This window comes from Pseudotabrizicola algicola, assembly GCF_010915705.1.
GTDB classification, from domain to species: domain Bacteria; phylum Pseudomonadota; class Alphaproteobacteria; order Rhodobacterales; family Rhodobacteraceae; genus Pseudotabrizicola; species Pseudotabrizicola algicola.
The window spans coordinates 133641-159203 of record NZ_JAAIKE010000003.1 but is presented as its reverse complement, the minus strand read 5'-3'; the positions used below and the strand labels follow the sequence as shown (position 1 = coordinate 159203).

Below are 25563 nucleotides of genomic sequence, written 5' to 3'. Positions count from 1 at the left end.
TCAGCGTCTTTCCTTGAGGCGCGGGTCAAGAAAGTCCCGCAGCCAGTCCCCGATGATGTTGAAGCTGAGCACGGTCAGCACGATGGCGAGGCCGGGGAAAATGGCCAGCCACCATTTGTTTGCAATCAGTTGCTCGCGGCTTTCAGCAAGCATGCTGCCCCATGTCGGGACGGATGGTGGCACACCAAGCCCGAGGAAAGACAAGGATGCCTCGGCAAGAATGACGGATGCCACATTGAACGAGGCGATCACCGTCAAAGGAGCCACGATATTCGGCAGGATGGTGCGGAAAATGATGGATGATGTGCTGTCCCCCAAGGCACGCGCCGCCTCGACGAACTCTTTTTCGCGCAGCGAAAGGGTCTGGCCGCGCACGATGCGGGCATAGGTCACCCATTGGCCGATGCCGAGCACCAGGATCAGGTTGATGACCCCCGGCCCCAACACGACAAGAAACATGATGGCGAGCAGGATGAAGGGAAACGCAAGCTGGATGTCGCCGAGCCGCATGATCACATCATCGACCCATCCTCCGAAATAGCCCGACACCAAGCCGGCGACCACGCCGATAGTGCCCCCCACCGCAATCGCGCAGACGCCGACCAGAAGCGATATCCGCGCGCCGTAGAGCAAACGGGAAAACACGTCCCGGCCAAGGGCATCAGATCCGAGCCAGAAGGTTGCGCCGCGGGGGCCCTCTCCCATCGGCTCGGCCAAGCGAAGCATGATGTTCTGGCGGTTCGGGTCCAAGGGCGCGATCATCGGCCCGAAGATGGCGACAATGACCACAACGAGAAGAATGAGCAGGGCCAGAACCGGCCATTTCGCCGCGACCATGCTGCGTCCTGCACGGCGGAGTTCACGCGAGAAGTTCGATCCGCGTTCAGGGGCCAAAGTTGTCAGACCATCCGATGTCACATCAGTCATGTCCGCCTCCTTACAATTTCACGCGCGGGTCAATCTTGGCGTAGACCAGATCGACCAGCAGATTGAGGCTTATGAAGATCAGCGACAGCACGATCACGGCGGCCTGAACCACCGGAATGTCGCGCTGGTTGATCGAGTTGAACACCAAGCGGCCGATGCCCGGATAGCTGAACACCGTCTCGATCACGACGACGCCCCCGAGAAGAAAGCCGAACTCGAGGCCCACCATCGTGACGACCGGCAGCCACGCATTCCGCAGGGCGTGATGCACCACCACGCTGCGCTCTGTCAGCCCCTTGGACCGTGCCGTGCGCACGTAGTCCTGCCCCAGCACTTCGAGCATCGACGAGCGCACAAGGCGGGCGTTGCGTGACAGGGAATAGAACCCGACGGCAATCCCCGGCATGATAAGGTAATACAGCGTTTTCGGCAGGTTGCTGAACGCGGTCGCGACCTCTCCTTGCAGCAGGGGCATCAGGAAGGGGACATGGCCCGAAATCGGAAACCAGCGCAGGTAAAGTCCGAAGAACAGGATCATCATGATCCCCAGCCAGAAGTTCGGGATCGACTGGCCGAACATGGCCATCGTCATGATGCCGCCATCGACAGGCGTTCCGCGATACAGCGCGGCAAAAACGCCGAAGGGGATCGCAAGACCGATGGCAAAGGTGAGCGCAAAGATCGTCAACTCGATCGTTGCGGGCAGAGCGCCAAGCACAATATCCATCGCGGGCTGCCGATAGCTCAGCGAATTTCCGAACTCACCCTGCGCGACATTGCCCAGATAGGTCAGATACTGGATGTGGAGCGGTTTGTCGAAACCTAGCGCCTCTCGCACCATGGCGATTTCTTCTTCGGTCGCACGCTCCGAGACGAACAGATACGTCGGATCGCCCCCGATCTGCAGGGCGACGAAACTGATCAGGGTTACGCCAAAGATCACGATCACGCTTTGCAGCAAGCGACGGGCGATGAACGTCCACATCGGGGCAGTCCTTTGGATATTGAGGAGGAGGAGGGGTGCCGCGCGGGGGCAATGCGCCCGCGCGGCCGGGGGTCAGATCACTTCAGACCCGTGTTGAACAGATAGACCTTTTCGTCAGGCCGGGCGACGAAGTCGACACGCTCACTCACGCCATAGAAATCCGGCTGGAAGTAGAGGTGCAGCCAAGGGCCATCATCGTAGAACACCTGCAACATCTCATCCACGATCTTGCGGGTTTCTTCCGGCGTGGTGGCGGCGGCAATATCGGCCCAGCGGCTGAACCAGCGCTCGTCGTTCCAGTGGGTGTAGTTGGTGCCGGATTCAACCCGGGCGAGGTCGGTCATGTCGTAGAGCGGGCTCCACAACGCACCACCCGAGCCAAGGAAGAACAGCGGCCCGACATTGCGCTCGCGGATCAGCGGCACATAGACCGACGCCCATTCCATCAGGTCAACTTCGACCTTCAGGCCCACGTCTTCCAGATACTGGGCAATCGCCAGCACCACGTTCTGGTCGTTCAGGTAACGACCACGACCCGCCTGAAAGCGGATGGAGAAGCGGGTGCCATCTGCTGCACGCGGCCAGCCAGCCTCATCCAGCAGCTTTTCGGCCATGTCCGGATCATACGGATAAGGCGTGAGCGACTGGTTGGCATTTTGCGGGTTCACGATGCCAGTTGCGCGCACGCATTCGAAATTCAGCAGCTGCTTGCAGATGGTCGGAACGTCGACCGCATATTGCAGCGCACGGCGCACGGCTGGGTCTTGAATGGCATCGCCCCCCGGCATGGCGGCGAATTCTTCCGAAAGGTTGAAACCGACATACATGCGGCGCGTGCCCTGCACCGCCTGAACCTTGGCGTTGCCCGACGCGTTCACAGCATCGATCTGGTCCGGTGCCACGTTGGTGATGATATCGACGTTGCCGGCGATAAGCTCTGCCGAACGGGTGGATGCCTCGGGAATGATCCGCCAGACGATCCTGTCCATCTTGGCAGGCTCACCCACCTTTTCGAGCACCACCTCGGACCCTTTGGCCCAGCTTGCCAGCTTGTATGGGCCAGAGCCAATCGGCGATGAGGCCGCTTGGTCGAGCGACATTGCCTCATAGCTGTCCTTGCAGTGGATGTAGACCTCGGCCAGCAGACCAAAGGCAATCGGGTTCTTGGCCCCCAGGGTGATCTGCACGCGGCGATCATCCAGCGCCTCGGCGGATTGGAAGCCGATGGACGAGAACACGAAACCTGGCGTGTTGCCGGTAAAGGCATTTGCAGGGTCCTTGGCGCGGTTGAAGCTGTAGGCCGCGTCTTCGGCAGTCAGCGCCTCGCCATCATGGCAGGTCAGACCTTCGCGCAAGGTGTAGACGTAATTCAGGCCATCTTCGGAAATCTCGAGATTTTCGGCCAGATCGGGCGAAACCTCTCCATCACCGCTGATGGTGTAAAGCGTGCCGAAAATGTGGCGCGCAATGTTCGCGTTGTCGCGCGACGAGATATTGGCAGGCTCGAAGGTGGTGATATCGGCGCTCAGGCCCACCACGATGGTATCATCGGCCGGCTGCGCAATCGCCGCCGTTGTCGCCAGAAGCAGGCCGGATGCGCCTGCGACAGCAAGATGTCTTAGCCGTGTCATTGTGTCATCCTCTCTGTTGGGGAACTGTTGGAAGTATCGAGGGCGGCCCCGCTCGGCTCCGCAGCCACGGTCGGGGCATTCAAGGTTATTGTTTGGCCGGTGGCGGCTGCGCGGATGCAGGCCTCCACCATGCGGAGCGAATTCAGATGGTCGGTTGCGGGGCAAGGCAGAGGCCCTGCACCGCGCAGATGGGCGGCAAACTCGGCCCAGAGCCCTGCCGCATCATCGATCCACGTCTCGAAATGCGGCAGGTCCACCTGGGTGAGCGTCTTGTCGTCGCGGCGGGCATAGGCCAGATCGCCGAACATATCGCGCTGAACGGCGATGCCTCCCGGGCAATCGCTGCGCCAGTCAAAGCCAAGGTGATCCCAGTTGGCGGCCCAAGTGCCCTGATAGGTCACTTCAAGCCCGCCTTCAAAGCTGATGAGGGCCGCGACATTGGCATCGCCCGCATACATCGACCAGGACGGGTTCCACGTCCGCGCGGCAATCGCCACCGGCTCGCGGCCATAGACAAAACGCATCAGATCAAAGTGATGGATCGACTGTTCCCAGAGCATGGGTTGATCCATCGTCAGCGGGTATTTGTTCAGTCGCGCCTGCCGCCCGTCGCGCCAGCGTTCATAAAGAAAGCGCCCGATTTCCGGCTGGCCAAGCCTGTCATCGGCGAAAAGCGCCTTGAGCGCGCGGGTCACCGGCATGTAGCGAAAGTTCAACCCGACACTCAGCGGCACCCCTGCAGCGGCGGCGCGCGCAGTATGGGCCTGCGCAGCGGCAAAGGTATCGGCAAGCGGCTTTTCCGCGAGGATTGCGAGCCTGGCTGCACAGGCCGCCGCAATCTGTGCTTCGCGACCGCCCGGCGGGGTGATCAGGATAACGGCATCCGCATCCACCCGCTCGGCCACCTCCTCCAGCGCGCGGCCACCGACGGCATCCGGCAGTTCGGCCAGCGCCGCAGCAAGATTGGCGGCATCGGTATCAACCACCCCCACAATCCGGCTGCTCGGATCATTGGCCAGAACACGTCGCCACACACGCGACCGCGCCCCAAGACCGACGAGGATGACGCGCAGGTCTGTCATGCCGCCACCTCTTGCCGGCACAGGGCAGCGATACCTTCTTCCAGCGGTGTCCAGCGGAACCCGCAGAGCGCCGGGATGCTGCTTGCCACCATCGGCGGTTTCGCCCCGGTGGAGGCCACGCGCGACAGGCGCAAGGTGCCGAAATGGCGTGCAATGAGGGCAGCCAACGCGCTGTCATGCAGGATGTGAGTGCTGCCAAAGTGCAGCGGACCGCGCGCCGCAGGCGCTGCGACCAGCGCCGCGATGGCGGGGGCAAGATCGGGGGCAAAGGTCCAGTCCCGACGCGGATCGTCGCTGCGCAGTGGCAACGGCTGTCCGGCGCGCGCGGCAGCGATCATCGCTGCAACCACCGAAACCCGCGCGCGGCTGGGCCGTGACACCTCATCGGGGCCGTAAATATAGCCCAGCCGCAACACATGCACGGCGCAAGAACCGGCAAGCGCAGAGACCGCAAGAAGCTCTCCTGTGCGCTTGGCCGCCGCATATGGGGCAAGACCGGCGGGAAGACACCGATCCGTCAGATCAGGGCATCCCTCGGTGCCGTCGAAGACGCCGCTGGAGGACAGGAACACGAAGGCCCCCGGCGGGCAGAGCGCCGCCATCTGCGTCACTGCAAGCAAGGGCTGGATGTTGCGTGCCAGATGCTCCGCCGGCGTGATGCCCAGAGCCTCGGCATCGGTCGTCAGCGCAGCGGCATGAATAACCAGATCGAAGCGCGGCAAGTCAGGCGCGGCAGTTGACCCCAGATCGACCGAGATCAACTCGCACCCGCACAACCGGTCCGCCGTGTGGCTGTCAAAGCCGATGTCCATTGCCGTGACCTGCCACCCCAAGGCTGCAAACCCTGTCGACAGCGCGCTGCCGACAAAGCCCCCTGCTCCGGTGATCAGAACACGGCTTTCCATCATGCCGGGTCCTGCACGATTTTGGCCGGGTCGAAGTCATTCAGCGCCCGCGTGTGTTCCGACATCAGGGCCACCGCCGCTTCAAGATCCCGCTTTTCGAGGGCGCGGATGATGGGCAGGTGGTTCGCCGCAATATCGACGAGTGGCACCTTGCGGTCGTTACGCAGCGCCATGATCTGGTGAACGCGCATGTAGATGCTGTTCCACGTCTGCAACAGCAGATCGTGATCGGCCAGTCGGATCAGCGTCCGGTGAAACCGCTCGTCCCCCGCCACAAGGCTTTCACGGTCGCCCGCCTCGGCGGCCTCGACCATATCGGCACAGGGGCGATGCAGGGCCTGCACATCCACCCCGCCCGCGATGATGCGGCGCACGGCCAGAACCTCGTACAGCTGGCGCATTTCGAAGGTTTCGGTGACCTCTCGCACGGTCAGCGGCTTTACCCGCTTGCCCTTATAGGCGACGGTTTCCACCAGCCCGTCCGATTCCAGAATCTGGATCGCCTCGCGGATCGGTGCACGGCTGACATTCATCTGATCTGCAAGGGCCGTTTCCACCAGCACGGCACCGGGGCGCATCTTGCCGGTGATGATGGCACGCCGCAGACGGTCTGCGATCTGCACCTTGAGCGGAGTCTGCTCGATGGGCGACAGGTCGGGCGCGGACATATCCAGCGCTTGGGCCATTTGGCCGGAAATCGGATCAGACACTTGCACTCTCTCCATAGCTACGTGCGGCGACGGCGGCTACCGCGACGGAATGATCTTGGCCCACCGCCACGAGGGGCGGGCGCACTCGGGCATAGGCATCATCCTTCATGCGCCTTGCAACGATGGCCTTTACGCCGGGAATCAGCGGCAGCTTTTCGCACAGACCCCGAATGGCCGCGGCATCGGCAAGCAAGGCGGCCTCATCCGGCGTTCCAAGCCCGCGGATCAGCGCCGCGATGCCATGCGCGTTGATATTCGCACTGGCGCTGATGCACCCCGCGCCCCCTGCCGCAACATTGCGCACCAAAAGCGCCTCGGATGCAGAATAGGTTTCGATCTCGGGGAAGGCCGCGATGATGGCAGCGGTGTTGTCCCAATTGCCCGAACTGTCCTTGAGCCCTGCGACAACTCCGGGAAACGCATCCATCAGCCGTCCGATGAGTTCAACGGTGATCGGCACGCCGGACATTTGCGGAATGTGGTACAGAAACAGGCGCAGCCCCGGCCCGACGGCTTCTATCACCCGCGCATAGGCCGCGAAAACACCCTCTTCTGACAGAGGTTTGTAGAAGAACGGCGGCAGGGTCAGGGTTCCGCGCGCCCCCAAAGAGACGGCATGTCTGGTCAGACGGATGGTGTCGGGCAGCGCGGCGCAACCCGTACCGGGGATCAGGCAGCCCGGATCGATTCCCGCCTCTACCAGCGCTTCCAGCGCCATGATGCGCTCTTCCACGCTCATCGAGGTTGCCTCGGACGTGGTCCCAAACGGCGCAAGTCCGTCGGCGCCATCGTCCAGCATCCGCTGCGCGACCGCTTGCAACCGAGGCACGTCCACCGACAGGTCTTGCGCAAAGGGCGTGATAAGCGGAACAAACAGGCGAGGTGTGTGGGTCATGCAGAATGTCCGTTTCTGGTAAGACGCGGCCCTTGGTTCGCCGCAGGTGCAAGGGTAAGGGGCGGGATGGGCAGAAACACATCATCCTGATCCGCGCCCCGTGACATAAGCACGGCAAAGCTGCCCGCCCGGTCCAGAACCATCATCCCGGCGTGCCAGACATCGCGGCGATAGATGACCCCGATCGACCCCGGCACTTCGAAGCAGCAGGCTTGCGCCACGTCAGGAGAGCCATCTGGCGACGAGGGCATGACAACCACCAGATACCGTGAGACATCCACCGGCAGAAATACCTGTGCGGAATGCGGATGCCGTTCGACCTGTGCCAGAGCAAGCGGCAGACTGGAGGCCGCGACATGGTTCAGGTGGAACTGCAGTGCCAGCCCGTCGATCGCAGGCAGCCAATCGCTGAACATGCGGCGCTCTCCTGCGACCTCGGGCTTCTCGACCAAGGTGCCGAACGGCAAGAAGGATGCGGCATCTGCTGGCTGCGGGCTGAGGATCATGCGGCGACCTCTGCCGTCGGCGGCGGAACATGGGCGCGCCAGTGGCGGGCAAGATCATTACGCCGGCAAATCCATGCCTCCTTATGATCTTTCACATGGTCGATGAACATGCGCAGGCCCGCCAGACGCCCCGGATGACCCAGAATACGCGTGTGCATGCCCACCGACATCATGCGCGGGTGCAGATGGGCTTCGGCAGCGAAGCCTTCGAAACTGTCGATAAGGAATTCGCCAAAGGCGCGGCCCGTCACCATCGGCCCGCCGACCAGCTTGGCATCATTGGTGACAAGCGAATACGGGATCACAAGATGCGGGCGACCCCCGACCGAGCACCAGTATGGGAGATCATCGTTATAGGCGTCGCTATCATAGCTGTAACCGCCATGTTCCACGACCAGCCGACGGGTGGCGTTCGAAGGCCCGTAGCGGCAATAGAAGCCCTCGGGGGAACGTCCGACCAGACGCTTGATCACCTCATAGCCGCGCGCGATGTGATCGCGTTCGGTCGCTTCATCCAGAAGGTAGTGTTCAACCCAGCGCCAGCCGTGGCAAACGATGTCCCAATCCGTTTCGCGGATGGCCTGCGTCACCTCTGGATGACGCTCCAGCGCCAAGGCAGAGGCAAACACCGTCATGGGCAGCCCCGCTTCGCGAAACAGACGGTAAAGCCGCCAGAACCCGACGCGGCTGCCATATTCAAACATGCTCTCGGCGGCCAGATCGCGCTGGCCCACCGGCACGCGGGGGGCAGAAACTTCGGTCAGCACGGTGTCGGATTTCCCGTCGCCGTCCCCGATCGAATATTCCGACCCTTCTTCATAGTTCAGAACAAAGTTGACCGCGACCCGCCCGCCATTTGGCCAGGAGATGTCGGGCGATGCGGAGCTGTAGCCCACAAGGTCGCGCACATGATCCATCCGGGTCAGTCCCTCGTTCCTTCGACCTTGCAGAAGAAGCAGCACCAATCGCCGGTCGTCACGTTCGGCAGGGCGCGGAGGCCGAAGAACATGCCATCGGCGGGCGCGGTAATCTCACCCAGTTCGTCGCCAAAGATGCTCTTGATCCGCGCGATCCGGTCGCCCTTCTTCATCATGGTCAGGAACTTCACGCCCGGTTCGGGCACAAAGATGCCAGATGCAGGCGCAAGCAATGCCTCTTGCTGGCCCTTGTAACGCGGCGACGGGTATTCGGCCTGCCCCGGATACATCTTGTAATGGCGCAGGATGTTCAGGATCGAATTGGCAAGCTCGCGCCCGATGCGGGCAAAGGCCTCGGGCGAGGTGGCCGAACGTCCGCCCAACTCGACCGTGATGCCCACCTTGCCCAACTTCTTCAGGTAAGCCATCGGGCTGCCCGTCGGGTTGAAGTTCGACATGATGCAACCCCAGCCCGGCCCCATCGCGGTGCCAAGCTCCACGCTTTCGGGCGACTCGTCGATGAACATCGACTTGTCTAGGAAGGAATGGGCGCCCCCCGAGTGGATCGAGATCTCGAAATCCGCCACCGGCCCCATTGCTGCGGCATGGGCTGCGGCCACACGTTCGGACAGATAACCGTTCTCGCGCCCCGGATAGATGCGGTTCATGTCATAGCTGAAGGTATCGGCGGGATTGCCGCGCTGCGCCGCCTCGAACGCGGGCACATTCACCACCGGGCACATCACCAGCGTGCCGGAAAGCTGCGCCGGATCGACCTCGCGCAGGGCGATCTGGCAGGCCAGCGGGCCTTCGGGTTCGTCGCCGTGGATTGCCCCGTTGACCCAGAACACCGGACCGGCATTCACGCCGTTCACAATCACCACCGGAATATCCAGCGCGGTTCCACCGGCAAGAGTGGTGACAGGGATGACACCGCGCGCGACGCTGCCGGGTTCTGCCGAGGCGGTGCCGACGGTTATGGTCTTGCCGCTCATCTCAGATCCCCTTGAACGCTTCGTATTCTTTGAGTTGCTCGGGCGTATAGACCTGCATGAACTCGATCTCGATGCCGCCCGCGTCATTGTCGAGGAACGCAACCCAGCCTTCAGGGTGCGGGTGCGAGCCATACTTCTGGCAAGCCTGACAGATTCGCAGGCTGGCGCCTTTGGCCTGTGCATGCGCCAAGGCTTCGTCGATGTTGTTCACCTCATAGCAGATGTGGTGCAGGCCCTCATGGCCACGTTCATCGATCCACTTGGCAAAGCGGCCTTCCGGGTCCAGCGACTCACAAAGTTGGTATTCGATGCCGCCAAGGTTGAAGAGCGCGACCTTGTTCTTCGACTTTGGAAAGATGGTGATTTCCGTGTCGGCAGGCACGTCCAGAAACCGCGCATAGGTTTCCAGCGCCTTTTCCGCATCGCGCACGCCAAAGGCCATGTGCTTGATGCCGATCACATTCGGGTTGTCGGTTTTCATCTTTTCCTCCTTCAGGCGGCGCGGGTTTCGGCGCGGATGGTGTCTACCACCGCTTTCATACGGGTCAGCGCCTCGCGGATGCGGGCAACGGGCTGGGTCAGCGACATGCGCACGAAATCATCCGTGTAATCGCCGTAGATGCCGCCCGGATACATCAGCACCTGGCCTTCGCGCAGCAGACGCTCGCAAAACAGCGTGGCTCCGATCCCGGTTTTCGACACATCGGCGTAAACGTAGAACGCCCCCTGCGGCTCGGCATAGGGAATGCCCAGCTCGGTCAGGCCGGCGCACAGCACGCGGCGACGCTCGTCATAGATGGCGCGCATGTCTTCCACACAGTCCTGCGGGCCGGTCAGGGCTGCCAGAGCCGCGTGCTGGCTGACAGAAGCCGTCGAGATGGCGAAGGCATGGTTGATCTCGGCCAGAGCCGGAATCAGATCGGGCGGGCCTGCGAAATAGCCGATCCGCCATCCCGTCATGGCATAGGCCTTTGACATGCCCGACAGGGTGATCGTGCGTTCAAACATCCCCGGCAGCGCAGCCACCGGCTGCACCGTGTGGTTGCCATAGGTCAGGCGGGAGTAGATCTCGTCTGAAATCACGATCAGGTCGTGCTCTTTCGCCACCTCGGCAATCCGCGCCACCTCGGCGGGCGGGGTCACCGTGCCGGTCGGATTGTTGGGGTTAATCAGCACAAGGATCTTTGACCGCGGCGTGATATGCGCCCGCACCATCTCGGCGGTGACGCAAAAGTTCGTCTCCATCGAGGTGCGGATATGAACCGTTTCGGCCCCTGCCATCTCGGCCGCCTGATGGTAGGGGTTATACCCCGGACACGGCACCATAATCTCGTCGCCGGGGTTCAACAGCGCCAAGGCGATCACAAACATCGCGTGCTGCCCGCCGGGCGTCACCACGATGTTTTCCGGCTCATAGCGCGCCCCGCCATAGGCCGCTATGTTGTCGGCAATCGCGCGGCGCAGCGCGGGCATCCCGAGCGGGTGCATGTAATGCGTGGCCCCATTGGCCAGCGCCTCCTGCCCCGCCTTGATGATATGCGCGGGCGTGTCCAGATCCGGGTCGCCGCGACCGAGCTTGATGACATCGGGCAGACCTTCGGCGATGTCCGTCATCCGGGTCACAAGATGCGCGTCCTTGAGCTTGACGCGGGTGGCAAGGCGGCTGGTGGCTTCGGTCATCGGATCATATCCCGTAGATTTCAGAATACTTGGCGGTCAGGTGCGCGATGTAGGGGGCCGGGTCCAGCGCGCGCCCGGTTGCCTTTTCCAGCAACTGGTTGCGGCTGTAGCGGCGACCGTGGCGATGCACATGCTCGGTCATCCATTCGCGCAGCGGCACGTAATTGGCCGAAGCCATGCCTTCGGCGACGGCGGCATCCTTGGTGGCCACTTCAAACAACTGGCCCGCCATCACGTTGCCGATGGTGTAATTGCAGAAGGTCCCGATCTGACCCGAAGACCAGTGCACATCCTGCAATACGCCCAGACGGTTGTTGGGCACATCGAGGCCAAGGTATTCCTTGATCTTGGCATTCCACGCCTCGGGCAGATCGGCGACCTTCAGGCTGCCATCAATCAACGCCGCTTCGATGTCGACGCGCAGCATGATGTGGAAATCATAGGTTAGTTCGTCCGCTTCCACACGAATGAAACCGGGGGCCACACGGTTGACCGCGCGCCAGAAAGTTTCGGCATCAATATCGGAAAGCTGATCGGGAAAAGTCGCCTGCGCCTCGGCAAAGTTCAGTTCCCAGAACTCGCGGCTGCGGCCTACGTGGTTCTCGAACAGGCGCGACTGGCTTTCGTGCGCGCCAAAGCTGACGCCCCCCACCGCATAGAGCCCGACCAGATCCGTGGCCAGAGGGGTGCGGGTAAAGGCCGGATCGCAATACTGTTCATACAGCGCATGGCCCGCTTCGTGCAGCGACCCGAAGAGGCAGGCGGGCATCCAGTCTTCCACCACGCGGGTGGTGATGCGCACGTCGTTGCGGGTGAATGAAACCTCAAACGGATGCACGGTGGTATCCAGCCGCCCGCGGTTCAGATCATACCCCACGCGCTCGGCCATCTTGAGGCCGAAGGCAAGTTGCTGGTCCTTGGGGAACGGGCGCTGGAGGAAATCAAACCGCGGCCCTTCCTTTTCCGCAATCGCCCGCAAAAGAGGCAACATGCCCTCGCGCAGGGTGGCAAAAAGCGTCTTGAGCGAAGCCACCGTTTCGCCTGGCTCGAAGCGATGCATCAGCGCATCATAGGGATGTGCAGAATAACCGATATGCTCTGCCATTTCACGGTTAAGCGAGACAGTTTCCTCGAGAACCGGCGCGAAAGACATGAAATCATCATCGGCACGCGCCCGCGCCCAGATATCTTGCCCGATCGACCCCGTCTCGGCCCGTCGGCGCACCAGATCGGCCGGAATCCGCAGGTGGTAATCAATCGCTTCCCGCGTTTGCGCACAAATTGTGCGCTCGACACTGTCTGCGGGCAGGCCGGAAACCTCTGCCTCGGCCTTATCGAGCAAGCTGCGGGTTTCATCGGCAACAAGATGGTCACGCGCCAACACCGAAAGGGTTGCCAATTGCTTGGCGCGCGTCTCTGCACCGCCCGGCGGCATCATCGTGCGGGCATCCCAGCCAAGGATAGATTTGGCATTCAGGATGTCATTGACCTGACCCATACGTTCAGCAAACGCGGCGTAACCCATTCAACCTGCTTTCGTTCTTGCTCGGGAACCGCTGTTCGAAGTTCCTTCGCCCTCTGGTAAATTGTATGTTGTCGACAATCGACAAAGCTACTATCGTTTGAGTCGTCCGAGGTTGTCAAGAAAACATTCCTGGCCCCGGACCAGAGAAAATTCCGGGGAGCCGCATGACCGAGAGCCTGGTTTGGAACGTTGATGATCTGGTAGAAATGGCGGTGACCGGGCAGGTCAGCCAGCCCACGATCCGGCAAGGGGCCTATTTGCACTGGCCCGATGGACGCGCCGCGACTTTGCCCGGAATGTCCGGCATTGCATATAATGCGCGCGTGGGGGACAGGGCGTTTGGCTGGGCGGGCGATCACGTCGAACCCGGCGTCTCCATCGCCAACAGCGACGAGAAAGCCGACTTCGCGCTGCATTATCTGACCTGCATCGGCAATGAGGCCGAGGTGATGACAGGCCTTGCGCGCGGGGCCAAGGGTATCGTTACCGGCGAGCACGCCCGCATCCTTGTCGACTTCGCGCCCGAGGTGCTGGAAGACCTGATGATCGGTGATACCATCCAGATTCGCGCCAAGGGGCGTGGCATCCGGCTGGCAGACCACCGCGCGCTTGAATTCAAGAAAACCAGCCCCGCGCTGGCCCGCGCCTATGGCCTGCGCGAGGAAAACGGCCAGATCATCTGCCCTGTGGCGATGGAACTGCCAGCCCGCATCATGGGATCGGGAGCAGAGCTGAATGCGGAATATGTCGATCAGGATCTGATGTCGGGGGATCGGGCCTTGATGGCCGATTTGGGCATCGACCAGATGAAACTGGGCGACCTGATTGCCATTCGCGATGTCGACCACCGCTTTGGCCGATCATTCCGGCCGGGTTGGGTGGCAATCTGCCTCTGCATCCACGGCGACTCCATCATGACCGGCCACGGCCCCGGCATCCTGACCCTGATCACCGGGCCAGCGGAGAGCCTTGGCTTCACCGTCGACCCTGCCGCCAACATCGCGCACTCGCTGAACATCCGGAGCCTGACATGACCGCGCCACTTGCCACAAATGCCGCCGATCTGGTTGCCGTGTCTGTAGCCGGTTCCATCGCGCACCCCGGCTTTCCGGGCCTTCCCGCCGAGCCCTATCGCCTTGCGTCTGACGGAACGGCATTCCTGCTGCCGACCTATGGCGGCATCATCTATAACGTCAGTGTCGGTGACCGTGCCTTTGGCTGGGCGGCAGATTGCATCCACCCCGGCGTGTCGATCAAACAGCCCGAAGACACCCGTAACCGGGGCCTGAACGTCTATGCCTGCATCGGCAACCGCGCAAAGGTGATGACCGGGCAAGCGGCCGGCACCGTCGGCGTGGTCACAGGCAAGTCGGGCCGCTTCTCGGAACAAGTCATCATCCATTTCCCGAAAGACGCGCGCGCGAAGATGGCGGTGGGCGACCAGATCATCATCCGCTCCGAAGGCATGGGCATGACGCTCACCGACCACCCCGAAGTGATGCTCAAGGGCATCGCGCCGAATCTGCTGGCGCTTCTCCCGAACCGCCGCGAGGGCGCGCGCATCGACTTCGGCGTGACGGCCACCATTCCTGCCCATCTGGTCGGCGCGGGTCTGGGGCTAACATCCGAGGGCGGGAGCATCCACATGCAATCGACCGACCGTGCGCAACTGGCCGAACGCGGGCTGGACAAACTGCGGCTTGGCGATCTGGTGGCGCTGGAAGACACCGACAGCCGCTATAACCACGGTTACCTGCGCGGCGCGCACGCCATTGGCGTGGTCTGCGCCACCGATGGCCCGCGTGCCGGATATGGCCCCGGCATCTGCCTATTGATGACAGCCCCCGCTGGCCAGTTGGGCAGTTTCATCACCCCGGACGCAAACATCGCCGACCTGCTGGCTGTGGAGGCCTGAGATGATCAAGATGACATCCGTCACCCGCGACAGTCTGCACGCCTTCATGGTCGCAGGTTTCCGCGCCCTCGGCCTGCCCGAGGAAGATGCAGGCATCTTTGCCGATGCGCTCATCTTTTCCGAACTTCGCTTTCACCCCGGTCATGGCCAAGGCGTCCGCCGCCTGCGCCGCTATCAGGAACGGATCGCGGCGGGGTTGGTGAACGTATCCGCACCCTGGGAAGTGGTGAAGGAAAGCCCCGCGCTGGCCCTTGTCGATGCGCACAATGGTATCGGCACTGTGGCGGCGGCCCGGGCGATGCGGCTGGCCATCCAGAAGGCCAAGGTCTGCGGCATCGGTCAGGTGATCGTGCGCAATTCCACCCATTACGGCAGCAGCGCCGTCCATGCGGTTCAGGCCGCCGAGGCTGGCTGCATCGGCACATCCTTTACCAACGCAGGGCCGGAAATGGCGCCTTGGGGCGGGCGCGAAGGTGCGGTCGGCACCAACCCTTGGGGTATTGCCGCACCCACCGGCCTTGGCTTTCCAGTCGTGCTCGACATCGCGCTGACCACGGCGGGCAAAGGGATGATGCAATGGCACGCGCGTGAGGGCAAACCGATGCCGCTGGATTGGGCGCTGACGCCCGACGGCGCCGAAACCGATGACCCGAATGCCGCGATGGCAGGCGCCTTGCTGGGGATCGGCACCTACAAGGGCTATGGCCTTGCCTTCATGACCGATGTTCTGACCGGCGTGATCGGTGGCGGCGGCTATGGCCTGACCCCTTATGCCGACCAGGCCAAGCTCGATGTCAGCCACACCCTGACCGCGATCGACATCGAATGGTTCATGCCGCTGGACGAATTCCGCGCCCGCATGGACGACTTTGCCGGCATGGTCAAATCCCGCGCCCTGCGCCCAGGCTTCAGCGAAATCTTGCTGCCGGGCGAGCAAGAGGCGCGCCGCGTTGCCCGCAAATCCGCCGCAGGCGTGCCGCTGGACGACGAGGTGCTGGCCGATCTGCGCAATCTGGGCCGCGAGCTGGGGATCGCCGCCGAGATCGAGACCGTCGGGCCCTATCGGGACTCTGTCCTATGAAGCCGCTTCCTCCCGCCTTTCGCGACACGGTCCGGGACCGGCTGCGCGCAAGGGCAGCGGCATCGGGGCTCGACGGTCTCTTGATCCTTGCGCCGGGCAATCTGGCCTATGCAACGGGCTGGATGTTTTCGGTGAACGAACGGCCGATGGGCCTTTGGTTGCCGGTGGCGGGTGATCCGGTCCTGATGGTGCCGCATCTGGAACTGGAAAACGCGCTGTCCGTCGCCGGTGTCACTGTCGCCACATATCCGGAGTTTCCGGGCGATGTGCCGCCCGTGCTGTGGATGCTGGGCCAGACCCGCGCGCGCCGCATCGGCGTCGACGCGCTAGAGGCGCGCTTGCTGACCGCCGCACAACAGATCGCGCAAATCGATCTGACCGATCATGTGCTTCCCGAACGCGCCGTGAAGCACCCCGCCGAGCTCGACCTGATCCGCGAAGCCGCGCGCTATGCCGATATGGTGCTGACCCGCCTGCTGGCCGCGGGCGGCGACATCATCGGCGCGGGCGGCACAGAACTCGACCTGATGGCCGATGCCACCGGCCACGCCCGCGCGGCCTTGGCCGCCCGGCATGGGGCGGCCTTTCAGGGCACCAAGATGGGCATCACCGCATCGGTCCATTCCGGCCCCCGTGCGGCACTGCCGCATGGCACCGTGCTGGCCCGCCGCCCGCAAAAGGGCGAGCCGATCATCGCGGGCATCGGCTGTTCATTGGGCGGGTATCACGCCGAAAGCGGGGTGACGCTGGTCTATGGCGACATCACCTCGGAACAGGCCCGCGTGATGGCCGCGATGGATGCCGCGAACGCCGCGACGGTTGACGCACTGACGCGCCGGCTGCCTTGCTCCGCTGTGAATGAGGCAGCGCTTGCCCCCATCCGCGCTGCGGGGTTTGGCGATGCGATCCGCCACCGCATCGGGCATGGGATGGGTGTCGAGGGGCACGAGGCCCCTTGGCTTTCCCCCGGCGATGCCACCCCCGCTGCCCCCGGCATGGTGTTTTCCTGCGAGCCGGGCATCTACCGCCCCGAACTCGACGGCTGGCGCTGCATCGAAACGCTGATCGTCACCGACACCGGCTGTGAAACGGCAAGCCGCTTCCAGTCCGACCACCCCGCACACACCCGTATCATCCCCGCCTGAGGAGCCTTTGACATGCCTGAACCCGCAGCCTGGCGCTATCAGAAGATCACCAAACCGATGTTCGACATCTCCGCGGAAGACCGCATTCTGGCCGGGCGCGTCCTGACCATGGCGGGCGACGTGATCGAGGATGGTTTCGTGCAGATCGGTGGCGGCAAGATCCTTGCCGTCGGCCCCCGCGCCGAAATGCCAAAGGGCGACGTGACCGAAACAGGCGGCACCATCATGCCGGGCATGATCAACAGCCACGCGCACCTGAACTGGGACGGCATCCATGATCTGGCCCGCCAGTCGATGGACGACCCCAAACCGATGAGCGCCTTCAAGGCGGCGGGCAACATGCTCAAATCCCTGCGCGCGGGCATCACCATGGTGCGCGATCTCGGTTTCCATGACATGAACCTATACTCCAAGCAGGCGGTCGAGCAGGGCATCTTCCCCGGCCCCCGTCTGAAGGTGTGCGGCGCTGCCATCATCCAGACGGGCGGGCACACCTATTGGGTGTGCCGCGAGGCTTCCGGCCCCGACGAGATGCGCCGCGCGGTGCGCGAACAGGTCAAGGGCGGCGCCGACCTCATCAAGATCATGGCCTGCCATGACACGCTGGAATTCACCGATGCCGAACTGGAAGCGGTGGTCGACGAGGCCCACCGCAACCGCCTGCCCGTCACCGCGCATGCCACCTATGATGCCTGCATCAACCGCGTGGCGAAATTCGGGGTGGATTGCATCGAACACGGCGGCAGCATGTCGGATGAAACCATTGCCCTGCTGCTGGAGAAGAAGCTTCCCATCGTCACCACCTTTGCGCCGCTGGTCCAGCAAAGCCAGCCCGAGATTGCCCGCAAGTTCGGCATCCCCGAGTGGAAGATCGAAGAGCGCATCAAGGCAGTTGCCGACCCGTCGCGCTATGCGGGCCTGAAGAAGGCGGCCGAGGCGGGCGTGCCGATCGTATTCGGCACCGACGCTGGCAGCCCTGCGGTCGAACATGATGTGGTCGCCCCCGAACTCGCGCATATGGTCAAGGTCGGCGTCTGCCCCGACAACATCGATGCCCTGCACTCCATCACCATCCGCGCCGCCCGCCTGTCGAAGATGGATCACCTGATCGGAACGCTCGAGGCCGGCAAGGCCGCAGACCTGATCGTGGTGGACGGCAACCCCGATCAAGACCTATTCGCGCTGGAACGTGTGCGCACCACCTATGTCGCTGGAAAGAGGATGCACGGATGAGCCTGCTTGTTGAACGACTGGCCCCCCGGATCACCGAAGAAGACGGGTCTTTCCGCACCAAGATGCTGGGCATCGCGTCGGGCCTGACCAATGTGATCGCGATGGGGCGCGGCGACCCCGATTTCCACACGCCCGCGCATATTGTCGATGCCGCCAAGGCCGCGCTCGATGCCAACCAGCACCATTACACCGGCCCCACCGGCCTGCCCGCCCTGCGTCAGGCCATCGTGGCCGATCTGAACGGCACCTACGGGCTGGATTACGAGGCCGACGAAATCGTGGTGACGGCAGGTGTGCAGGAATCCATCATGCTGACCATGCTGGGGCTCGTGGCGCCGGGGGATGAGGTTCTGATCACCTCTCCGCGTTTTACCACCTATGACACGGCGGTGCATCTGTGTGGCGGTGTCCCCGTGCCGGTTCCGACCTATGAAAAAGACGACTTCGCGCTGGACGTGGCCGAGATCGAGGCCCGCATCACGCCGCGCACCCGCATGTTCGTGCTCGTCACCCCCAACAATCCAACCGGCGCGGTCACCCCGCCCGACATGATCCGCAAGATCGCCGATCTGGCGATCAAGCATGATCTGATCATCGTGTCGGATGAAATCTATGCCCGCATGATCTATGCGCCAAACGAGCATCTTTCCATCGCCACCTTGCCGGGGATGAAAGAGCGCACGATCACGCTGAACGGCTTTTCCAAGACCTATGCGATGACCGGCTGGCGCGTGGGCTACTTGGCCGCGCCCAAGGATTTCGTGGTCAAGATGACCGAAACCCGCCATTCGCTGTCGATCAACACCTGCACCGTCAGCCAGTTCGCGGCCCTTGCCGCGCTGACTGGCCCACAGGAGCCGATCAACGAAATGCTGGCCGAGTATCAGGAACGCCGTGACTGGCTGATGCCCGCGCTGACCGAAGCAGGCTTCACTTACGGCCATCCTGGCGGGGCCTTCTACATCTACGTCAACATCTCCTCCACCGGCATGAACGCGCCCGAGTTCTGCGAGCAATTGCTGCGGGAAACCGGTGTGATGGTGTTCCCCGGCGCGCTGTTTGGCGACGAGAACCCCTATTTCATCCGCATCGGCTATCTGCAGCCGCTTCCGGTCATCAAGGAGGCAATGGCCCGCATCAGCGCCTTTGTGCAAAAGCGGAAGGATGCGGCATGACCCCGAACCCGTCCGAAAAATTCGTCGGCATCCAGATCAGCCCGATTTCCTTTATCGATGAAGGCGTCGACACGGTTCTGGACACGCTTCAGAACCGCGTGGGCGTCAATGTGCTGATGCTTGGCACCGTGTCCTGGCTGGGCCTGAAGTCAGGCCGCTCGATCAGCCATGCGCTGGATGGCTGGCCCGATCATGGGGTGCCGGAACCCTACCAGATGCGGGGCGGCGCCTATTTCGACCCCGATCCGCGCTATTACCGCGACACCTTCATGGCAGATTACCGCAGCCGCGATCCCGAGTTTGCGGGCAAGGACATCCTGAAGATGGTTCTCCCCGACGCCCACGAGCGCGGCATGAAGGTCTATGTCGAGTTGATGGAGCCGTTCTTCAAATATGCGGGTCACGGATCTGCGGCAGCCGTGGAAATCCCCACCCTGCCACAAGCGATGGACATCGACATTTTCGGGCGACTGGGCGGCGAGCCGTCTACCTCGCACCCCGGCTACCGGTCGTGGATTCACTCCATGATCGAAGATCAGGTCCGCAACCATGATCTTGACGGCTTCATGTGGTGCAATGAGCGCAATTCGCCGCTCGATACGCTCATCCAGGGCGGCGCGCCGGGGGACTTCTCGGCCGCCTCCCGTGCCGAGGCAGAGTCGCGGGGCGTCAATGTCGAGGCCTGCCGTCAGGCGCTGCTGCGGCTCTACGATTTCATGCAAGAAGCGGCAGCGGGCAAGGCCTTTGCCGATGGCAGCCTGATCACCTTCCTCCGCGTGCTGCTGGAGAATCCCGAAGCGCTGATCTGGGAAAGGTTCTGGCTGGAGCGCAACAAGGATCTGGACCGCGAGCTTTATGGTCTGGTCAAATGGTGCAAGCCGAACCTGCCTTTCGGCCTGAACATCTGGAACCGCAACCACTTCAACCTGATCCGCCGCGCGCAATGGCCCTGGGCCGAACAGACCCGCTATGCCGATTTCGTCAAGCCGATCACCTATCAGCATCAGGCGGGCGAGGTCTGGGCCAAGGAGTTGTCGTTCTTCCGCAAGACGGTGCTGCGCGATTTCGCGCCAGCCGAGGCGACAACCGCCCTGTTCCGCATCCTTGGGCTGAAGGAAGCGCCCTTCGATCAGATCGTTGGCGCGGGGATGGACCCGGATACCTATGTCTTTGGCCAGTGCGAAGATGCGCTGCGCGGCGTCGAAGGAAAGGCCAAGGTCTATATGGGCATCGGCGTGGACGCGCCGCGATCACGTCCCGACACCGCCAAGATGACCACCGATATCGCCTATCGCTCGGTCCACGCAACCTATCGGGCGGGCGGGCATGGCATCGTGCTGTCACCCAATTATGCCTCCATGCACCTGACGCATCTGGATGGTGTGGCACAGGCCCTGACGGAGCTGGGTCTGAAATGACCGACAGCGTCATCATCTCGGGCGGCACTGTGCTGTCGCCCGACGGGCCGGTGGCGGGGAGCGTGCTGGTCAAACATGGCCAGATCGCTGCACTCCTTTCCCCCGGCGAAACGGCAGAAGCTGCCCGCCAGATCGATGCCAGCGGATTGATGGTGCTGCCCGGCGCGATCGACATTCACTGCCACATACGTGCGCCGGCCTATCCGCAACGCGGCACCGTAGCCTCGGAGACCGCAGCCTGCGCCAAGGGCGGCATCACGACCGTTTTCGAAATGCCGATCACCGATCCGTGCTGTAATGCGCCAGACCGCGTGGCCCTGCGTCGGGACCACTTTTCCCAGAGCGCACACATCGACTTTGGCCTATACGCCGCTCCGGTCGAACTGACCGAAGCCGCCTTTGATGCCTTGGCCGCATCGGGGATTGTCGCGCTCAAGATATTCACCACCCCTGCGCCTGTGGGCCGCGAGCATGAATTTGCCGGGCTTGCATGGCCCCACGCCGCCGATCAGCTGCGCGTGCTGCAACTGGCTGCGCGGATCGGCCTGCCCGTCGTGGTGCATGCCGAACATGCAGGCCTGCTGGCGCAGGCGGAGTCGGCCGCGGCCTTGCTTGATCCCGCAGATGCCGCAACGCATAACGCCGCCCGCCCCCCTCTGGCCGAGGCGCTTGCCGTGGCACAACTGCTGACCATGAACATCACCGCAGGGGCAAAGCTGCACATCGCCCATGTCACCAGCGCGGATACGGTAGAGGTTCTGCGCCGCTTTGCAGGCAGTTCCGATTTCAGCGCCGAAACCTGTCCGCATTATCTGACCTATACCGCCGATGACGTTGCCCGTGCTGGCGTCTGCGCCAAGATCAACCCGCCGATCCGACAGGCCGCCGATCGCGCGGCGCTCTGGGACGCCCTGAGCGATGGCACCATTGGCCATGTCACGACCGACCATGCCGCCTTCTCGGCCGCCGAAAAGGCCGCGCACGAAGGCAACTTCCTGACCGCGCCGCCCGGTCATCCGGGAACCGAGGTGCTGCTGCCCACCCTGCTCGATGCCGTAGCCTTGGGCAGATTGACGATTGGGCAGGCAATGCGGCTCGTTTCGGGGGCCGCCGCGCAGCGCTTCGCCTTGCCAGGCAAAGGCAAGCTTGCGCCGGGTGCTGACGCCGATATCGTTCTTGTGGACATGGCGGACGAAACCCATGTCACAGAGGGCGGTTTGCTGACGGCTGCCCGCTCTGTCGCACGCCTTAGCCACGGCGCCCGCTTTCGGGGTGCTGTGGTGCACACCCTGCTGGCCGGGCAGACCGTTTGGAATGGCAGCCTGACGGGCGCCCAAGGCCTTGGCCGATTTATCACCCCCCACCATCAGGAGACCGCAGGATGACAGACAGGGCCGCACCGCTTCTGGAAGTGACCGACCTGCAGACAACCTTTTCGCTGGGTCGCAAGATTGATGTCGTCGCCGTTGACGGGGTCAGCTTTACCGTGAACGCGGGCGAGACGCTTGCCATCGTCGGGGAAAGCGGTTCGGGAAAATCGGTTACCAGCCTGTCGATCATGCGGCTGTTGCCCGCGGGGGTTGGCCGCATCTCGCGCGGGTCAATCAAGCTGCGCGGCCGCGAACTCACCACCTTGTCCGAAGCCGAAATGCGCGGTGTGCGTGGCAAGGACATTGGCATGATTTTTCAGGAACCGATGACAAGCCTGAACCCGGTGCACACCATCGGGCATCAGATCGCCGAAGTGCCGATCCGCCATGAAGGGCTGAACCGCAAACAGGCGCATGAACGTGCGATTGACTTGCTGGCGCTGGTGGGGATTCCCGAGCCGCGCCGCCGCGCCGACAATTACCCGCACGAAATGTCGGGCGGCATGCGCCAGCGTGCGATGATCGCAATGGCGCTGGCCTGCCAGCCCAGCCTTCTGATCGCGGACGAACCTACCACAGCACTTGACGTGACCATTCAGGCGCAAATCCTCGAACTGATGCAGGAATTGCAGCAGAAACTTGGCATGGCGATGGTGTTTATCACCCATGACCTTGGCGTGGTGGCAGAGTTGGCCAACCGTGTCGTCGTCATGTATGCCAGCCAGGTTGTCGAAACCGGACCGGTAGAAGACATCTTCGAACGGCCCCGCATGCCCTATACGGCGGGGTTGATGCGCTCGATCCCCAAACTGGGCAGTTCCAAGAACAAGTCACGTCTGCTGACCATTCCGGGGCAGGTTCCGGCACTGTCACGCCTGCCCAAAGGCTGCCGCTTTTCTACCCGTTGCACCTATGCCGAGCCGCGCTGCACAACCACCCAGCCCATACTGGAACCCGCCCTGCCGGGCCGCGAAGTCAGATGCCTGCGCTGGAAAGAACTCGATTTCTCTGAAAGGATGCCCGCATGAGCGCCGAACTTCTCCGCGTCGAGGGTCTGGTGAAGCACTTCCCCATCCGCGGGGGCGTGCTCAACCGCGTGGTGAACCACGTCAAGGCGGTGAGCGGGATCAGCTTTGGCATCCGCAAGGGTGAGGTTGTGGGACTGGTCGGCGAAAGCGGGTCGGGCAAGACCACGGTAGGCCGCCTGCTGCTACGGCTGGAGGAGGCAACCTCGGGCGGCGTCAGCTTTGACGGCACCGATATCATGGGATTGTCAAAGCTCGAAATGCGGCGCTATCGCAAGCGGATGCAGATCATCTTTCAGGACCCCTACGCCAGTCTGAACCCGCGCGAGAAGATCCGGACGACCATCGGCCACGCCTTGCGCCTGCACAAGATCGGCACACCTGACACGCACGAAGACCGCAGCATCGCGCTTCTGGAACAGGTCGGCCTGTCTGCCGATTATTTGGATCGCTTTCCGCATGAGTTTTCGGGTGGCCAGCGCCAGCGCATCGGCATTGCCCGCGCCTTGGCGGTGAACCCTGATTTTCTGGTGGCCGACGAACCGGTCTCTGCGCTTGACGTGTCTATTCAGGCGCAGGTCATCAACCTTCTTGATGATCTGAAAGACAGCCTTGATCTGACGATGCTGTTTATCGCGCACGATCTAGCTGTCGTCGAACATATCTGCGACAGGGTGATCGTGATGTATCTGGGACGGGTGATGGAAATTGCGCCCTCTTCCACGCTGTATTCGAACCCCAACCACCCGTATACCGAAGCCTTGCTTTCGGCGGTGCCGATCCCCAAACCGGGGCACAAGCGCAAACGCGTGATCCTGACGGGGGATATCCCGAGCCCGATCAATCCGCCCTCGGGTTGCGTGTTCCGCACACGCTGTCCCCGTGCGGTGGCTGAATGTGCCGCCTCGGTGCCCCCGCTAAAGCAGATCGGACCGGATCACTTCAGCGCCTGCCACCTTACGACATAAAAGCCAAGAAAATGGCCTGAATCCCGAGCGTTTCCGGGCTCATCCCGAATTGCACCGGTCAGGCGTTGTTCGAAGGCGTCGAGAGTTGATGGGGTAAACCTGCGTGGCGCGAGGTCTGCGCCTTGGCGGGTTGTCTGGTCGCGTGGGCTTGCAGGCCCGAACGGGTTGGCCAAACGGCCTGCCCCATTTGGGTCTGTCGATGTTGGGCAGGGTCGTGGCCGATACCATTTTGCGATGGCGTTTGGCTTACGCGTCCCTGACAGGCGAACGCCCACACCGGAGAAAACCGGAACGGCCGGCGAAAACGTCCAGCCAAGATGGCTTTGTCCCTGTTCTGAACAAAGCACGCGGAGGCCGCGCTCGCCCAATCCGGCTTATCAAGCACCTCGGCACAGTTTCCTTTTGCCGGTGCCGGTGATAGGCGGGCCAAGGACAACAGACGAGGAACGGCAAGTGACGCGCCAAGCTGAAACCGGGGTGAACGAGAGCGCGCGCATCGTCATTCTGATGGCGGTCTACAACGGTGCCGCCCATCTGGCAGACCAACTCGAAAGTTTTGCAGTCCAGTCCGATCCGAACTGGGACCTGATCGCTTCGGATGACGGCTCGAAGGACGAAAGCCCTGACATCTTGGCTCGGGCGGCAGAACGGTGGAAACACGGGTCTTCTCCGCATCAGGTGACGGTGCTTACTGGCCCGCGACAGGGACTGGTCCGCAACTTTTTCCACCTGATCGCCAACCTTCCGGAAGGAACGGCGCTTGCCGCGCTCTCGGATCAAGATGACGTCTGGTTCCCCGAAAAGCTGGCCCGCGCCCGCGCCGCTTTGGCCACTCTGCCCGAAGCCCAGCCTGCACTATACTGCGCGCGGAGCATGATATGCGACGCGAACCTTCGCGCGCATCGGGTCTCGCGGTTGTTTCGCCGTCCTCCGTCGTTCCGCAATGCGCTGGTGCAATCGGTCGGGGGCGGCAACACAATGGTTCTGAACCGTGCCGCGATAGAAATCGTCCGCGTGGCCGTAACCGAGGCGCGAGAGGCAGCCGTTCACGACTGGTGGCTCTATCAGATCGTGACCGCATGCGGCGGCAAGATTCTGCGCGATACAGACCCTGTTCTGCATTACCGCCAACACGGCAGAAATGCGATTGGAGCAAATACGTCGGCGCGCGGACGCATTCATCGAATGTTGTTCATCATGGGTCGCCGCTTTTCTGCCTGGAATGATGTGAACCTTCGGGCGCTTGCCGCGTCGCGACACCGCTTCACACCAGAAGCGGCGGAGGTTCTTGACCATTATGCCGAGGCGCGGCGCGGCCCACTCTGGAAGCGCTTGAAGGCGCTATGGGCATCTGGCGTCTATCGACAAAGCCGCAGTGGTACGTTCGCGCTTTTTCTGGCCTGCCTGATCGGCCGTCTTTGATCTGTTGCGCCAAGGATCCTGCCCCTTCGGAGAAGGGCACTTTGGACGATGCC

The 25563-nt window shown here is 62.7% G+C and carries 24 protein-coding genes; 11 read left to right on the top strand and 13 right to left on the bottom strand.

The window, feature by feature from the left end:
- The 13 genes from G3572_RS10460 to G3572_RS10400 all read right to left on the bottom strand — a co-directional run bounded on the left by G3572_RS10460 (position 1) and on the right by G3572_RS10400 (position 12758).
- Positions 1 to 927: an ABC transporter permease gene (locus tag G3572_RS10460; protein WP_205518687.1), complete on the bottom strand. Its 927-nt coding sequence runs from the start codon at positions 925 to 927 to the stop codon at positions 1 to 3.
- Positions 928 to 937: 10 nt separating this feature from the next.
- Positions 938 to 1912, bottom strand: coding sequence for an ABC transporter permease (locus tag G3572_RS10455; RefSeq protein ID WP_164611527.1), 975 nt, complete (start codon positions 1910 to 1912; stop codon positions 938 to 940).
- A gap of 77 nt (positions 1913 to 1989) precedes the next feature.
- On the bottom strand, positions 1990 to 3543 hold the full coding sequence (locus G3572_RS10450; protein WP_164611525.1) for an ABC transporter substrate-binding protein: 1554 nt from the start codon (positions 3541 to 3543) through the stop codon (positions 1990 to 1992).
- Entirely contained in the window at positions 3540 to 4625 is a 1086-nt protein-coding gene (locus G3572_RS10445; protein ID WP_164611523.1) for a Gfo/Idh/MocA family protein, read from the bottom strand. Before G3572_RS10445 ends, G3572_RS10450 begins: the two co-directional genes overlap by 4 nt.
- Positions 4622 to 5533 (bottom strand): NAD-dependent epimerase/dehydratase family protein, encoded by a 912-nt coding sequence (locus G3572_RS10440; protein ID WP_164611521.1) that lies wholly within the window; start codon positions 5531 to 5533, stop codon positions 4622 to 4624. Before G3572_RS10440 ends, G3572_RS10445 begins: the two co-directional genes overlap by 4 nt.
- Positions 5530 to 6240, bottom strand: a complete 711-nt coding sequence (locus G3572_RS10435; protein WP_354004017.1) for a GntR family transcriptional regulator — start codon at positions 6238 to 6240, stop codon at positions 5530 to 5532. Before G3572_RS10435 ends, G3572_RS10440 begins: the two co-directional genes overlap by 4 nt.
- Complete coding sequence (locus tag G3572_RS10430; RefSeq protein ID WP_164611519.1) at positions 6233 to 7135, bottom strand: dihydrodipicolinate synthase family protein; 903 nt, start codon at positions 7133 to 7135, stop codon at positions 6233 to 6235. Before G3572_RS10430 ends, G3572_RS10435 begins: the two co-directional genes overlap by 8 nt.
- Complete coding sequence (locus G3572_RS10425) at positions 7132 to 7641, bottom strand: ureidoglycolate lyase (protein WP_164611517.1); 510 nt, start codon at positions 7639 to 7641, stop codon at positions 7132 to 7134. The genes G3572_RS10430 and G3572_RS10425 overlap by 4 nt, the downstream gene beginning before the upstream one ends.
- Positions 7638 to 8558 (bottom strand): polysaccharide deacetylase family protein, encoded by a 921-nt coding sequence (locus tag G3572_RS10420; protein WP_164611515.1) that lies wholly within the window; start codon positions 8556 to 8558, stop codon positions 7638 to 7640. Before G3572_RS10420 ends, G3572_RS10425 begins: the two co-directional genes overlap by 4 nt.
- Before the next feature lie 5 nt (positions 8559 to 8563).
- Positions 8564 to 9553, bottom strand: a complete 990-nt coding sequence (locus G3572_RS10415; protein WP_164611512.1) for a succinylglutamate desuccinylase/aspartoacylase family protein — start codon at positions 9551 to 9553, stop codon at positions 8564 to 8566.
- Position 9554: 1 nt separating this feature from the next.
- Positions 9555 to 10034 (bottom strand): VOC family protein, encoded by a 480-nt coding sequence (locus G3572_RS10410; RefSeq protein ID WP_164611510.1) that lies wholly within the window; start codon positions 10032 to 10034, stop codon positions 9555 to 9557.
- Between the two features lie 11 nt (positions 10035 to 10045).
- Positions 10046 to 11233, bottom strand: a complete 1188-nt coding sequence (locus G3572_RS10405; RefSeq protein ID WP_164611508.1) for a pyridoxal phosphate-dependent aminotransferase — start codon at positions 11231 to 11233, stop codon at positions 10046 to 10048.
- A gap of 4 nt (positions 11234 to 11237) precedes the next feature.
- Positions 11238 to 12758 carry a carboxypeptidase M32 gene (locus G3572_RS10400; protein ID WP_164611506.1) on the bottom strand — a complete coding sequence of 507 codons (1521 nt, stop codon included), beginning with the start codon at positions 12756 to 12758 and terminating at the stop codon, positions 11238 to 11240.
- Between the two features lie 164 nt (positions 12759 to 12922).
- Between G3572_RS10400 and G3572_RS10395 the strand changes: the two genes are divergently transcribed.
- The 11 genes from G3572_RS10395 to G3572_RS10345 all read left to right on the top strand — a co-directional run bounded on the left by G3572_RS10395 (position 12923) and on the right by G3572_RS10345 (position 25510).
- Positions 12923 to 13792, top strand: a complete 870-nt coding sequence (locus G3572_RS10395; RefSeq protein WP_164611504.1) for a DUF4438 family protein — start codon at positions 12923 to 12925, stop codon at positions 13790 to 13792.
- Entirely contained in the window at positions 13789 to 14673 is an 885-nt protein-coding gene (locus G3572_RS10390; protein WP_164611502.1) for a DUF4438 family protein, read from the top strand. Before G3572_RS10395 ends, G3572_RS10390 begins: the two co-directional genes overlap by 4 nt.
- Before the next feature lies 1 nt (position 14674).
- Entirely contained in the window at positions 14675 to 15754 is a 1080-nt protein-coding gene (locus tag G3572_RS10385; RefSeq protein WP_164611499.1) for an Ldh family oxidoreductase, read from the top strand.
- Complete coding sequence (locus G3572_RS10380) at positions 15751 to 16899, top strand: M24 family metallopeptidase (protein ID WP_164611498.1); 1149 nt, start codon at positions 15751 to 15753, stop codon at positions 16897 to 16899. The genes G3572_RS10385 and G3572_RS10380 overlap by 4 nt, the downstream gene beginning before the upstream one ends.
- 12 nt (positions 16900 to 16911) lie before the next feature.
- Positions 16912 to 18132 carry a metal-dependent hydrolase family protein gene (locus tag G3572_RS10375; protein WP_164611496.1) on the top strand — a complete coding sequence of 407 codons (1221 nt, stop codon included), beginning with the start codon at positions 16912 to 16914 and terminating at the stop codon, positions 18130 to 18132.
- Complete coding sequence (locus G3572_RS10370) at positions 18129 to 19307, top strand: pyridoxal phosphate-dependent aminotransferase (RefSeq protein WP_164611494.1); 1179 nt, start codon at positions 18129 to 18131, stop codon at positions 19305 to 19307. The genes G3572_RS10375 and G3572_RS10370 overlap by 4 nt, the downstream gene beginning before the upstream one ends.
- Entirely contained in the window at positions 19304 to 20725 is a 1422-nt protein-coding gene (locus G3572_RS10365) for a hypothetical protein (protein ID WP_164611492.1), read from the top strand. Before G3572_RS10370 ends, G3572_RS10365 begins: the two co-directional genes overlap by 4 nt.
- On the top strand, positions 20722 to 22110 hold the full coding sequence (locus tag G3572_RS10360) for a dihydroorotase (RefSeq protein ID WP_164611490.1): 1389 nt from the start codon (positions 20722 to 20724) through the stop codon (positions 22108 to 22110). The genes G3572_RS10365 and G3572_RS10360 overlap by 4 nt, the downstream gene beginning before the upstream one ends.
- On the top strand, positions 22107 to 23123 hold the full coding sequence (locus G3572_RS10355) for an ABC transporter ATP-binding protein (RefSeq protein ID WP_164611489.1): 1017 nt from the start codon (positions 22107 to 22109) through the stop codon (positions 23121 to 23123). Before G3572_RS10360 ends, G3572_RS10355 begins: the two co-directional genes overlap by 4 nt.
- The gene (locus G3572_RS10350) at positions 23120 to 24088 is read left to right on the top strand and encodes an ABC transporter ATP-binding protein (RefSeq protein ID WP_164611487.1); all 969 of its coding nucleotides are present in this window, start codon (positions 23120 to 23122) and stop codon (positions 24086 to 24088) included. The genes G3572_RS10355 and G3572_RS10350 overlap by 4 nt, the downstream gene beginning before the upstream one ends.
- 453 nt (positions 24089 to 24541) lie before the next feature.
- Entirely contained in the window at positions 24542 to 25510 is a 969-nt protein-coding gene (locus tag G3572_RS10345) for a glycosyltransferase (RefSeq protein ID WP_164611485.1), read from the top strand.
- Positions 25511 to 25563 lie beyond the last annotated feature (53 nt).

What these genes read in the sequence shown, in the direction of transcription:
- G3572_RS10420 (WP_164611515.1), bottom strand. Translation starts at nt 8,558, where the DNA reads ATGGATCATGTGCGCGACCTTGTGGGCTACAGCTCCGCATCGCCCGAC.
- G3572_RS10380 (WP_164611498.1), top strand. Translation starts at nt 15,751, where the DNA reads ATGAAGCCGCTTCCTCCCGCCTTTCGCGACACGGTCCGGGACCGGCTG.
- G3572_RS10405 (WP_164611508.1), bottom strand. Translation starts at nt 11,233, where the DNA reads ATGACCGAAGCCACCAGCCGCCTTGCCACCCGCGTCAAGCTCAAGGAC.
- G3572_RS10355 (WP_164611489.1), top strand. Translation starts at nt 22,107, where the DNA reads ATGACAGACAGGGCCGCACCGCTTCTGGAAGTGACCGACCTGCAGACA.
- G3572_RS10455 (WP_164611527.1), bottom strand. Translation starts at nt 1,912, where the DNA reads ATGTGGACGTTCATCGCCCGTCGCTTGCTGCAAAGCGTGATCGTGATC.
- G3572_RS10385 (WP_164611499.1), top strand. Translation starts at nt 14,675, where the DNA reads ATGATCAAGATGACATCCGTCACCCGCGACAGTCTGCACGCCTTCATG.
- G3572_RS10400 (WP_164611506.1), bottom strand. Translation starts at nt 12,758, where the DNA reads ATGGGTTACGCCGCGTTTGCTGAACGTATGGGTCAGGTCAATGACATC.
- G3572_RS10390 (WP_164611502.1), top strand. Translation starts at nt 13,789, where the DNA reads ATGACCGCGCCACTTGCCACAAATGCCGCCGATCTGGTTGCCGTGTCT.
- G3572_RS10415 (WP_164611512.1), bottom strand. Translation starts at nt 9,553, where the DNA reads ATGAGCGGCAAGACCATAACCGTCGGCACCGCCTCGGCAGAACCCGGC.
- G3572_RS10410 (WP_164611510.1), bottom strand. Translation starts at nt 10,034, where the DNA reads ATGAAAACCGACAACCCGAATGTGATCGGCATCAAGCACATGGCCTTT.
- G3572_RS10370 (WP_164611494.1), top strand. Translation starts at nt 18,129, where the DNA reads ATGAGCCTGCTTGTTGAACGACTGGCCCCCCGGATCACCGAAGAAGAC.
- G3572_RS10460 (WP_205518687.1), bottom strand. Translation starts at nt 927, where the DNA reads ATGACTGATGTGACATCGGATGGTCTGACAACTTTGGCCCCTGAACGC.
- G3572_RS10450 (WP_164611525.1), bottom strand. Translation starts at nt 3,543, where the DNA reads ATGACACGGCTAAGACATCTTGCTGTCGCAGGCGCATCCGGCCTGCTT.
- G3572_RS10445 (WP_164611523.1), bottom strand. Translation starts at nt 4,625, where the DNA reads ATGACAGACCTGCGCGTCATCCTCGTCGGTCTTGGGGCGCGGTCGCGT.
- G3572_RS10365 (WP_164611492.1), top strand. Translation starts at nt 19,304, where the DNA reads ATGACCCCGAACCCGTCCGAAAAATTCGTCGGCATCCAGATCAGCCCG.
- G3572_RS10425 (WP_164611517.1), bottom strand. Translation starts at nt 7,641, where the DNA reads ATGATCCTCAGCCCGCAGCCAGCAGATGCCGCATCCTTCTTGCCGTTC.
- G3572_RS10395 (WP_164611504.1), top strand. Translation starts at nt 12,923, where the DNA reads ATGACCGAGAGCCTGGTTTGGAACGTTGATGATCTGGTAGAAATGGCG.
- G3572_RS10375 (WP_164611496.1), top strand. Translation starts at nt 16,912, where the DNA reads ATGCCTGAACCCGCAGCCTGGCGCTATCAGAAGATCACCAAACCGATG.
- G3572_RS10360 (WP_164611490.1), top strand. Translation starts at nt 20,722, where the DNA reads ATGACCGACAGCGTCATCATCTCGGGCGGCACTGTGCTGTCGCCCGAC.
- G3572_RS10440 (WP_164611521.1), bottom strand. Translation starts at nt 5,533, where the DNA reads ATGATGGAAAGCCGTGTTCTGATCACCGGAGCAGGGGGCTTTGTCGGC.
- G3572_RS10350 (WP_164611487.1), top strand. Translation starts at nt 23,120, where the DNA reads ATGAGCGCCGAACTTCTCCGCGTCGAGGGTCTGGTGAAGCACTTCCCC.
- G3572_RS10430 (WP_164611519.1), bottom strand. Translation starts at nt 7,135, where the DNA reads ATGACCCACACACCTCGCCTGTTTGTTCCGCTTATCACGCCCTTTGCG.